The organism is Sphingosinicella sp. CPCC 101087 (assembly GCF_004151485.1).
In the GTDB taxonomy this organism is placed as follows: Bacteria; Pseudomonadota; Alphaproteobacteria; order Sphingomonadales; family Sphingomonadaceae; genus Allosphingosinicella.
On sequence record NZ_SBFF01000002.1, the window covers coordinates 389,434 to 400,968 of the forward strand.

6 protein-coding genes are annotated in these 11,535 nt (G+C 66.6%); 2 read left to right on the forward strand and 4 right to left on the reverse strand.

Annotated features, from left to right (window positions below; translation table 11 throughout):
• Window positions 1–95 precede the first annotated feature (95 nt).
• Together EKM57_RS05040 and EKM57_RS05045 are read left to right on the forward strand one after the other, a co-directional pair.
• The gene (locus EKM57_RS05040) at window positions 96–1,259 is read left to right on the forward strand and encodes a sensor histidine kinase (RefSeq protein WP_129791376.1); all 1,164 of its coding nucleotides are present in this window, start codon (window positions 96–98) and stop codon (window positions 1,257–1,259) included.
• Window positions 1,256–1,897 (forward strand): response regulator transcription factor, encoded by a 642-nt coding sequence (locus EKM57_RS05045; RefSeq protein WP_129791377.1) that lies wholly within the window; start codon window positions 1,256–1,258, stop codon window positions 1,895–1,897. The genes EKM57_RS05040 and EKM57_RS05045 overlap by 4 nt, the downstream gene beginning before the upstream one ends.
• Before the next feature lie 138 nt (window positions 1,898–2,035).
• Here EKM57_RS05045 and EKM57_RS05050 read toward each other — a convergent pair whose 3' ends face one another.
• The 4 genes from EKM57_RS05050 to EKM57_RS05065 all read right to left on the reverse strand — a co-directional run bounded on the left by EKM57_RS05050 (window position 2,036) and on the right by EKM57_RS05065 (window position 11,521).
• The gene (locus EKM57_RS05050; RefSeq protein WP_129791378.1) at window positions 2,036–6,187 is read right to left on the reverse strand and encodes an LVIVD repeat-containing protein; all 4,152 of its coding nucleotides are present in this window, start codon (window positions 6,185–6,187) and stop codon (window positions 2,036–2,038) included.
• A gap of 11 nt (window positions 6,188–6,198) precedes the next feature.
• Window positions 6,199–8,034 carry a hypothetical protein gene (locus EKM57_RS05055; RefSeq protein ID WP_243450901.1) on the reverse strand — a complete coding sequence of 612 codons (1,836 nt, stop codon included), beginning with the start codon at window positions 8,032–8,034 and terminating at the stop codon, window positions 6,199–6,201.
• Window positions 8,035–8,192: 158 nt separating this feature from the next.
• A complete protein-coding gene (locus tag EKM57_RS05060) occupies window positions 8,193–10,121 on the reverse strand; it encodes a heme-binding protein (RefSeq protein WP_129791379.1) in 1,929 nt (642 codons plus the stop codon).
• A gap of 23 nt (window positions 10,122–10,144) precedes the next feature.
• Window positions 10,145–11,521 carry a multiheme c-type cytochrome gene (locus EKM57_RS05065; protein ID WP_129791380.1) on the reverse strand — a complete coding sequence of 459 codons (1,377 nt, stop codon included), beginning with the start codon at window positions 11,519–11,521 and terminating at the stop codon, window positions 10,145–10,147.
• Window positions 11,522–11,535 lie beyond the last annotated feature (14 nt).

Sequence of the window (11,535 nt, forward strand, 5' to 3'; positions counted from 1 at the left end):
CATGGCTCGTTGCGGCCAGTGAGCGCCGTCACCTGTCCGATCCATGACATGCGTCATGTGACACGAGTCGAAAGCGGCGATATGTTCCGGACATTATGAAACCGCCTCGCGACGTCCCCGGGCAACTGGGGCTCGACACCAGGCTCGTCAGCATCGGCTGCGGGCTGCTGATCGCGGCGGCAGTCGCCAAAGCGACTTATAGCGGCTTCTTCGAACAGGAGATGATCAGCGGGACGGCCCATTGGCCGATCAAGATGGGGTTCGGCTTCTTCGCGTTGATCGGCGCCTACGTGCTGGCGTCGCGAGTCGATCCCGGAAGCCGTGCGCACGCCGTGTTGCTGGTCACCCAGAGCGCCGCCGCGATGGGCATGATCGCCATCTATCCCAGTTTCATCGTAACGGTGCTGATGGTGGTGATTGCCTGGCAGATCGCCTGGGCGGCCCCGTTGCGGGTCGCCCTGATGGCCGTCGGCGTGCAATCGGCGCTGCTGGCGCTGCTGAACTGCGTCCCGTCGCCGGATGCCATGAACTGGCTGGTGCTGATCACCACCTTCGGTTTCGAATTCTTCGCCGTCAGCGCGGCGCACCTGGCCCGACGCGAGGCTGACGCGAGGGCGAAACTTGCGAAGGCCAATGATGAGTTGCGGGCCACGCAGGCGCTCGTGACCGAAAGCGCGCGGGTGGCCGAACGCGTGCGAATTTCGCGCGACCTGCACGATGTGCTTGGCCATGACCTCACGACGCTCGCCATTCACCTCGACGTCGCAAGCCGCATGGCGGAGGGGCGATCAGCCAAGCATGTCCGGCAAGCTCGCGAGCTCGCCGGTGGGTTGCTCGACAAGGTGCGCAGCGCCGTCAACCATGTCCGCATCCAGCCGGTCGACCTGCGCGACACGCTCCATTCACTGGTCGATGGCGTCGTCGGCCTCGAGGTCCGGCTGATCTTCCCGGAGGAGCTCTTCGCGATCGATGCGCCGCGCGCCGACACGATCCTGCGGTGCGTGCAGGAGCTTGTCACGAACGCGCTGCGCCATGCCGATGCGACCGAACTGGTGATCGAACTGCGGCAGGCCGAGGATGGAACGCTCGACATCACCGGCAGCGACAATGGTCACGGCGGCACGTTCGTGGAAGGGACGGGCCTCGCCGGCATGCGCGAGCGTTTCGAGCTTCTCGGCGGCAAGCTCTCGATCACCTCCTCTATGGGTCGCGGCCTTACCGTCAGCGGACGGATTCCCGCCTTCGGAGCGCTCGCATGATCCGCGTCTGCCTGGCCGACGACCAGGCCCTGATCCGCAGCGGATTGCGCGCGCTGCTGGGCTTGTTCGAAGGCATCGAAGTCGTCGCCGAGGCGTCGGACGGCGCCGAGACGGTCGACGCCGTGCTCTCCACCACGCCGGACGTGCTGCTGCTCGACGTGCGGATGCCCAGGCTCAATGGCGTGCAGGTGATAAACGCGCTGGCAGCGCGCGACGCCCTGCCGCCGACTCTGCTCCTCACGACGTTCGAAGACGATGCAGCGCTCGTCGGCGGCGTGCGCGCAGGGGCCCGCGGCTTTCTTCTCAAAGGCGTGTCGGCCGAAACGCTCGTCGAGGGAATCCGCACGGTCGCTTCAGGCGGGAGGTTTCTCTACGCGCCGCTCAGCTCGGGCGCGATCCAACCCATGGCCGACGCATCCTGGCGCGACGACGCCTTCGAAATGCCGGAGGCGCTGACCGCCCGCGAACGCGACGTGCTGAAGCTACTGACCAGCGGCATCTCCAATTCCCAGATCGCCGCGGCCCTCAATCTCGGCGAAGGCACGGTCAGGAACCACGTTTCGAACATATTCTCGAAGCTCGGAGTCGCCGATCGCACCAAGGCTGTCCTGGTTGCGCTCCACAAACAGCTCGTGTGACGCTCGGCCGCGCCGCCGCAGGGGTTTAGCGCGAGCGGCCCCGGCGAACCGCTGATTTTCAGCTTATGGTTCCAGGCCAGGTGCGACCCCAGCCGACCGGCCCGAAGGCGCCTGCCTTTCCTCGTCGGAAACGGAGGATCAGCGCTGCACCGCCGCCTGTCTTATCGGCACCCATTCCTGCATCGTGCCGGTGTCGCTGACATAATAAGGCATGCGGCGGCTGTTGAGGAACAGGCGCTCCATCTCCTCCCGGTTGAACGGTCGCGAGCCGAGCCGGCCGAACACGGCGATCTGGCCGCCGGTCTCATCGACTCCACGGTCGCGGTCCAGGCCCTTGGAGAGCGACAGAGCGGGGGAGGGGGTGCGCGCCCAGGCGATCAGCTCCGGCACTGGACGCGGCGAGAAGCCGTAGAAGTTCGGCTGACTTTCCGGCGAGGTGAGCTGCAGCACCTTCACGCCGTTCCGGCCGTCGGCGACATAGGCGAACAGGGAGGCGTTGGTCGACGCGACGATCACGTCCTCGACGTCGTTCATCCGCCCGTCGAAGGTGACGAAGGTCGGTGTGCCAGGCCGTTCCGGATTGGTGACGTCGATGATCGCCAGGCCCTGATGCTTGGCGGCGACATAGGCATAGGTGCGGGCGAGATAGATGCGCTGGGCATTTGCAAGCGGCACGGTCGCCTCCGGCACGGGCCGCGGCGCTGACATGTCGGTGACGTCGAAGAGCTTGAGCCCCTCCGCGTCGGTGACCCAGAGATAGCGGAACTGAAGGGCCGACGCGCGGGCGTCGGTGAGCGGCAGGGTTGCCGTAAGGCGCGGCTGGAGCGGGTCGTCGAGGTTCACCACCACCAGGCCGATGTCTGCGGTGATGTAGGCATAATGGCCCGCGAGGATGATGTGGCGCGCCCCGTTCAGGACTCCGTTCTCGTTCCACGTCGTCGCGCCCGAGGCCAGACGCGCGCGGCGCAGGAAGTTGTTGCGAGGCTCGCCGTCGGACAAGGTGTTGACGTTGACGAGGAACAGCCCCTCCGCGGAGTCGGTCACCACCGCATAATCGTAGATGGGATGGAAACGCTGCTCCTGATTCTCCTCGAGCAGGCTGATCGTGCTGCCGTCCGGCTGCGGCCGCACCGTCTCGGCCATGCTGACGTTGCGGTCGGGGCGGATCGGCTGGTTGGTCGGCAGCGCCATGCAGGTCGCGTTGGTCGATCCGACGCGCGTGTCGTGGCCGAGCGGTGAGACCGGTCCGGTGACGATGCGCTCCGAGAAGCCTTTGTTGCCCAGGCTGGCGATGTCGTACGCCATGAAGCCGCCATCGCCCTCCGCGACGAACATATATTCGCCTCGATGCTGGAGGCAGCGGACTGCGCCGCGCGTGCCCTGCACGATGTTGGCGAACTGCTCGAGCGCGCGCGTCTCGCCGCTGAAATTCTCGTCGAATGTCTGGCCGCGCGTCCACTCTATCAGTTCGCGACCGTTGCGATCGACATGCATGCGCCAATAGTCCGGATAGGCGTAGCGGTGCAGGTACGAGCCGATCACCGCCTGGGGCTCTTCCCACTCGGTCACTCGCGTAGCCTGGAAGCCGCTCTCCATGCCGCTGAAGGCGTGCAGGCCGACGAAGTTCACGAAGTTGGTGCCGTGCAGCAGCAGCTGCGCCATGATCGCATTATTGTCGTTGCTCGCCGACAGATGGCAGTCGGTGCAGGTCTTGGTCTCGGTGCGGCGCACCGTGTGCGGGAAGTGGGGCGCGAAGGCCTGGGAGGAGAAGCCGGACGCGGCGATCGGCGGCTGCTGGATGTAGATCCGCTCGCGGTTCACGTTGGTCGAGGACAGGATCAGCGCCGAAGTCGAACGGACCGGCGCAATGATGTTGCCCTTGGTGGTCTGGTGCCGGCCGAGCTGGAACATCTCGTCCCGAGCCACCTGGGGGTTGTAGGTTGCGAAATTGCGCGTCTGGCCGCCCTCATAATGGTGCGACACATAGCGGTTGTTGGCCTCGATCGGCAGGTGGCAGCCGGCGCAGCTCGTCGTCCAGGACAGATGGCAGGTGAAGCAGGCCATCTCGTCGTCCGGATGAGCGAGATCGTTGTCGGAGACGCCCTCGCCGAACAGGAACTTGCCGGTCTCCGCGCCGCTGCGCGACATCAGCTTGGCGCGTGCGGAGCGAATGTTGAAGCACGGGCCCTGCGTCGCCTCGTCGCCTCGAGCATCGCAAGGGGGCAGGGCGGAATCGGCGCTGTCGCGGACCTGGCTCACTTCCCATTCGAGGTTGGGATCGACGATCGAGCGCTGGATCAGCACGCGGCGGCCTTCGCGCTCGACCCATTCGAAGCGCCTGCGTCCGTCTTCGTTGCGGATCAGCTCTAGATTGGTGCCGCGAGGCGGGGCGGCGACGTTGGAGGTGCGCAGATTGGCATATTCGCGCGCGGTGCCGTGGCAGTCCTTGCACCCGATCTCGATCGCGTTCGCCACTTCGCCGTAGAGGAAGCCGTTGCCATGGGAATCGCGGCTGAAATGGCAGTCCGCGCACTGCAGGCCGCGCTCGGCGTGGATGTCCATCATGTGCACCGATTTGCCCGGATTCGTGCCGACGGGCGCGAACAGCCCCTCGCCCTCGCGGCGAAAGGTGTCGGGATCCCCGGGCGGGATGATGTTGCCGTCGGCATCGACCATGTTGCCTTCCCGGTCGCGGCGGAAGATCGCCCGGAAGTTCCATCCGTGGCCGTGATAGTCGGCGAACTGGGTGTGGCGGGCCAGCGGGTTCACCCGGTCGTAGACCTCGCGCAGGAACTCGACGTCCGCCCACAGACCGCGGGGCGCCGCGCCTTCCGGATTGCGGTCCAGCACGTCGTGGACCTCTTCCTGGTCCGGATAGCGCTGCTGCCGGAATTGCCTTTCCTCTTCCGCATTGCGCGCCGGCAGGCGGTTCTCCGGGCCTGGCCACATCAGGTCGGCGTCGGATTCATAATCCCACATCGTGTAGCCGAGATAGGAGTTCAGGAAGATGTTCGGCTGGTGCATGTGGCAGGTCATGCACTGCGAGGTCGGGATGGCGCGGGTGAAGACGTGCCGGATCGGATGGCCGCGCTCGCGCACGGCTGCGTGGTTCGAATCGGCCGGGGCCTCGTGCGCCGCCTCTCCTTCGGAATCGTGCTGGACCAGGTTGCGAATCGCGGGATCGACCGTCGCCGTCTGCCCGTCGCGGCCATATTGGCTGTAGGTCAGGCTGTGCCGCGGCTCGCGGTCGTTGGCATAGACGACGTGGCAGCCGGCGCAGCCGCTATGACGATAGTCGCCGGGCTGGTCGTTCGTCCCCATGAACCACATGAACGGGTCGTTGAGGCGAGTCTTGTGGATGTTGAGGATCGGGATCGACACGCGAAGCCCCGTGCCCGGGCCGCGATTCGACTGCCTGAGGTCCGGCCGGCCGGGCTCCTCGAGCCGCTGGATCGATCCGGTCGGATTGGGCAGGCCGACCTCGGCGAACTGCGTATTGATGTTGCGACCGCCCCGCTCGAACACCCGGAAGATGTCGCCCGGCGGCACGACGTGCCAGGTCGGCAGTGGGTACATTTCCGCAAGCACGCCGCGGGCGCGCTGCTGCTCGGTGATCTGGCCGCCGATGGGCGACTGGATCCGGGCGGGCTGGCCGTCGCGCGTATAGGCTTCGCCGAACATGTAGTTCTTGAAAGGCAGGATGCCGTTATTGTAGGCGCCGCCGCCCCACAGCATCGCCCCGGTGGCCATGATCGATCTTTCGGCCGCTTCGATGATCTCCATGTGGCAGGCGCCGCAGCTGTCGCGTACGGCGCGGTAGTCGGACGGGTTGACGAAGCGGACGAATTCCGGCGCCTCGCGGTTGAGCAGGGTATAGGTCCGGCTCGGATTGGCGCTCGAGGGCCAGTGCCAGCTGTCGGGGTAGATCGGCAGCACGTGCGCCTGGTCGCGCGCGACGACATAGGCCGGATCGTCTGCGCCATGCGCGCCGGCAGGCGCTGTGATGGTCGGATTGCCGCCATGGCAATCGGTGCAGCCGAGCACGACCGCCGGCGATCGGTGCATCGTGTGGGCGTCGCTGTCCGTATGGCAGGATTGGCACCCGGCGCTCTTCGCTTCCGCCTCCGCCCAGTCCTGCGTGCGCGGCGCTGGAGCCGCTCGGACCAGGCTGTAGTCGCGAACATAGGCTTTTTCCTTTTCGGCCGCGCCCAGGCTGGACGCGCCGATCAGGGCGGAGACCGCGATCGCAGCCCCGATAAGGCCCTTTCTGCCAAGTTCGCTGAAACGCATCGCCCCCGTTCTCAATACGTCAGGATGGTGTTGAGCAGGACGGAATAATAGCGGTCGTCCTGCGGCTGATCGTCGAACAGATCGCGAAAGCCGGTGCCGGGCTGAAGCACCGCACCCGACAGGCGGAAGACGACGTTCTGGATCGCCGTCGGCCGGTAAATGAGGGCGGCGCTGATGTCCCAGCCGATGTCGCGGCGGATCGTCCCCTGCATCCTCAGCGCCTCGAGTGATTCGGTGCGGTGGAACCAGAGGTGATTGACGTTGCCCGACACGCGCAGCTGCTGGGAAATGTCCAGGTCGGCACCGACGCCGAGCAGCATCGTCCCTGGATTGACGAAGTTGGACTGGCCCTGCTCCTTGGAGGAGCGGAGCGTGTTGAGGATGCCGTTGCGGCCGTTGAGCGAAACCGCGCGGCCGCCGCCGGCGAACGGGATCGTCTGGCGAACCCAGTAGCTGGTGTCGGCGCCGGCGAAGATCGGATTTTCGAAGATCGCGTCGAAGCCGTGCTGGACGTCGTCATAGGGATCGCCGTCGCCGCTGGCGAACAGACCTGCGCCGCGAACGCGGATCCAATTGAAATCGACGGACGGCTCGATCGCGGCGAAATAGCCCTCGATGCGGGCATTCTCGCCGGTGAAGATGTTCCTCCGGTCCGACCCGAACACGGCATAGGTCGAGGCGGACAGGTTAAGCCGGCCGATATGGCCGTCGGCATTATAGCCGACGTAGAATGCGTCGTAATTGCGCGTCAGGAGATTGCCGATCAGTGCCGGGCGCACCGGGAAGCCGTTGTCGTCGACCTCGATCTCGCCGCGTTCGCGATTGATGTTCCAGGTCAGGCTGAGTTCGCTCGTCACGTTGATGACGGGAAAATCCTGGCGATAGACGTTCGCATGCAGGACCCAGTCGTCCCGCGGCCGCTGAAACAGGTTGTTGAGGCCGGAATTGGTGTCCTTCTCCAGCCGCCAGATCGCGGCCAGGTTGAACTGGAAGCGGTTGTTGTCGCGATTGCCGAACAGCCGGAACCCGAGCTGCTGATCCTGGAACAGGAAACCCCGGAAATCGAGGTTGAACGGCTGTATGCCCAACCGAAAGCTGTAGAAATCATAGCGATAGGAGGTGTCGCCCAGATGGTAGTCGAGGAACGCCTCCTGCACGCCGAGCGCATAGTCGAACCGATTGCTGCCCACCGTCGGGCGTACGTCGAGCACACGCCGCTCCGGCACGTCGACATAATTGGCCTGGGCGGCGAACGTCACGCGCCATTCGATGTCGGGCGGCTTGTAGGCCGTCGATCCCTTGATCAGCGCGGCCCCGAAGATGAAGGTCTGGACCGCCGCTATGCTGTTGTTCCGGCCGAAGACGTCGTTGCTGTCCGGATTTTGCGTCGACTGGACGCCGACCGGGATCGGGAAGCTGCGCGGCTCGAACACGGTATCGGAAACGGCACTGGCGACGAAGAACCAGTCATTGCTTTGCAGACCGAGCCAGCGCGGTGTGGCGCACCGCCGCTGTCCGGCCTGCCGCCGCCGCTCCTGCTCCTCCTCGGTCGGAATGCACAGCGGCCGATCGCCCTTGAGCGTGTTCTGGTTGTACGGGTCCCACCAGCGTTCGGTGACGATGCCGAGACTCTCGATAAGCCGCCAGCGGTCGGGAATCGGAATGTTGAAGCCCGGAAAGGCCTCCGGCGGCGGTGAGCGGATCGCGCCGGGATTCACTTGCTCGACCGCGTCGGGAAGGTCGCGCTCGATGTCGGGCCGCCGTCGACCTTCGATCAGTTCTTCATCCAGCGGCACGGGCGGGGGCTCGCCTCGCTCGTTGGGCGGCAGTGGCTGCGCCTCCGACATCGAGGCCGCCCCTTCCGTGGGAGCGACTTCGTCGTCCTGGGAGACGAGGGCGAGCGACGAGGCGGCAGCCGGGTGCGGCGCTGACCGATCGGGCGGAGACGCGGCAAGGGCGGCCGGATCCACCGACGTCAGCAGTGAAACGAAGGCGGCCGCGAGCGTCATTTGCCCTGGCAGACATTCTGCTCGTTGGTGCCGACGAACGGATTGAACGGACACAGCACCCAGCGCAGCCGGGTCGTCGTGCTGCCGGTCGGGATCTGGATCCGATCGGAACGGTTCGCCGGATCGGCATTGCCGATCGAACCGCCAAGGCGGATCCCAGCATTGTGAAGGCCCAGAAAGGCGATCATGTCGCTCTGGTCGTTGCCGTCGCCGGACGAGGCGATCGCGCCGACGAGCTGGTTGCCGCGATAGATCGGCACGCCGCCGGCGAACAGGGTGATCCCGTTATTGATCCGGTTGCGGCCCGGCCTGACCTGCGGGGAGCGCGTGCAGCTCCGCGGTACATCGGTGGCATTGGCGCCGAGCACGAAGCCGACGTGCCCCAGGATGTCGTCGGTGATCAGCCGCGACTGCAGTCCGGTCGAGAAGATGTTGAACTGCTCGATCGGGCCGGACAGCGGTCCGGGCGGGCGGCCGAGCTGCCCGTCGGGAAACCAGGGCCGGGCGATATTGCCGATGCCGCGCAGCGAGAATGCCGTGTTGCCGGTGAGCGCCGAGGGATCGCCAAGGAAGGTGCGTACCGCGGCGACATAATCGGAGACGCCCGACGTAGGATTGGCCAGCAGGTCCGGAGCCGCGAAACGGCTGGAGAAGAAGACCGTGGTCCGCGCCTTCTGAGGAACCGCGTCGATCGCATCGACCAATGCGTCGGGACCGCGCACCAGGCCGAGAATCTCGCCATTGGTATCGACCACGACCATGGTGTTCTGAGCACGATTGTCGAGCGGATAGCGCAGCTGCGCGCGAGCCGCGCGCTGGACCTTGAAGGCCTCCTCGAGCAGCGCGCGCACCTCCGAGGCGGACAGCGCGCCGGCCCCGTCCGTGCCGGCGCGGGCGGGATAACGATTGCTCCCGGCGCCGTCGCTGACCACCCAGACTTCCGGCACGTCATACTCGCCGGCGGCAGCCGGGCGGATTCCGGACTCCTCGCTTCCGTAGACCGTCCCGGGCACGATCACCGCATCATTGTATCCGCGGATGGCGACGAGGTTGCCGACGGTGCCGTTGATCGACGCGAAGGCGGGGGCGCTGCCAGGACTGCTTCGGAAATCGGCCGGCGTGGCATCGGAATAGCGCAGCAGGGTGCCGTCCACCGCTATCCGGTTGGCGCGGATCTGCGGCGCCGGTTCGAAGCCGGCGGTGGCGGCGAGGGCGATGACCTCCTCGACGTTGCCGTCCTTGTCCAGAAACTCGGTATCGAATCCGTAGACGCCATCACCGATGACCGCGACGGATCCGACCACCGCGCCGTTCTTGTACAGCGGGAAGGCGCCGGGATCGGCGCCGACGCCGAGTGGACCTCGGTGGCTTCCGGCCCGGTTCGGAAAGCGGCTTGCGACGTCAGAGCAGGGAAGCTGGCTGAACTGAACGCTGAACAGTGGGCCGCTTTCCAGGCCTCGGGTGCCGCGCGATGGCGGGAAAGTCTCTTGAACGATGTCGTTCGCGGTGCGGCTGGAGAAGGCCGCCCCCATGGACGAGAAATAAGAGGAAGTGAGCGCCTTGGAGATGCCTCCGGCAAGCGCCGCCGGCGCCGGCAGGTCGAGGTCCTGCAGATCGGTGCTCCGGCCGTTCGGAGCGGGCGGCGTTCGCAGCGTCAGGTCGGTCCCGTTCATGACGAAGGCGGCGAGGACGTTGCCGACCCGGTCGATGACGATGAATCCGGAGGGCTGACCCTGGGCCTGCGCTTCCGCCACCCCCTGCGCGATGATTCGTTCGACGTCGGAGACGGTGAGGTTCACCAGTGCCGGCGTCTGGAACAACGCCTGTGGCGCCGGCGGCGGCGGCGGGGGAGGGGGCGGCACGGGATTCTCGTTGCCGCCGCCTCCCCCGCCGCCGCCGCAGGAGGCGACGAGAAGGGCGGCCATGGCAATCAACGATACGCTACGCCTCACCTGAGCCTCCGAATGGCGGCGGCGGCCCGTCCGAGCGCAGCGCGGAATTCACCGGGGCTGTAGGCGTTGGGATCTCGGACGGCCCGATACGCAGAATTGATGTCCACCCGGATGTCGTTGGCCGAGCTCTCGGAGACCTGGCGCTCGTCGACCAGGGCGGAGAGCAGGGTATCGGTCGCCATCACCGCCTGCACGCTTCCGGCATAATCGGTGAAGCGCGGGCTGATCGCGCCGCTGGTGATCGAATCGATGATCGCGAATACCTGGCCGCGGCCCACCCGGGCGCCGCTGAAAGCGGTGGCGAGGGCGCGAACCGTTTCCTGCAACGTCCCGGCCGCTCGTACCGCGGCGGCGCGGTCGCGCGCGAGCGCCTGGTGGAAGGCGCGGCTGTCGCGCTCGAACCGCTGCGACAGGTCCGGGGCGACGACGCGAGCCGCGGCGGCGAGCATGATCATGTTCTCGTCATTGTAAGGCGGCATGCCGGACGGGATCGGTCGGCTCGGATTGGCCACGGCAGTCGGCCGGAAATTCGGCTCGTCCGAGATGCGGCGGTGGCAACTGTGGCAGTCGAAGAAGTAGAATTCGGGGAAGATGCCGTCGGTGCCGCGGCCGGCCGTCGTGAACAGGCCGAGCGACCGGTCGAGCGCCATCGCCTGCCCGACCGCCCACATCTGGACGGAATCTATAGCGCCCTTTCGATTGTGATAGTCCTCATCTTCCTGGTGATGCTGCTGCAGTGTCGTGAACAGGTCGAGCTCGAACGAGATGCGGGGATGGCCTGCCGCCATGATGCGGTGGGTGACGAACTGTCCCTCGTCCGCGCTGCCGAAATGGCAGTCGAGGCAGACTGCGGCGCGGGCGCGCGGATTTTCAAGCGGCACCAGGCCCCGCGACACGTTGTTGGCGTGCGTGCCGCCCACCGAATAGTGGCTCGACAGCCAGCCGGAGGCCGGGCCGTGACAGGATTCGCAGCCGACGCCGTCGGAAAGCTGGAAACGCGCACCGCGCGCCGCGGCGGGCGTCGCATGGCAGCCGAGGCACATTTCGGCGCTGCTCGCCTCGCCAATGCCCAGGCGCTGGGCAATGACCTTGCTCCGGGGATCGCTCAGCACGGCATAGGCCCGGCTGTGCGCGCCGGCGGCGCTCGACGGGTCCTGCCACAGCATGATTTCGTCCTGGCGGACTACGGGTCCGTCGCCCTCGCTGCGGCCGTGGCAGGTCGTCCCGCCACAGCTCGCGACGCCGACGAACGTGGCGCCGCCGGCCTGCGCGAGGGCCGGCGCCTCGGCCGGCCGGACGAGCAGCAGGAATCCGGCCAGCGCGGCGAACGCCAGCGCGCCGAAGCCCACGAAGAATTTACGGCTGCCCCCCATCTGCCCTCCATGCC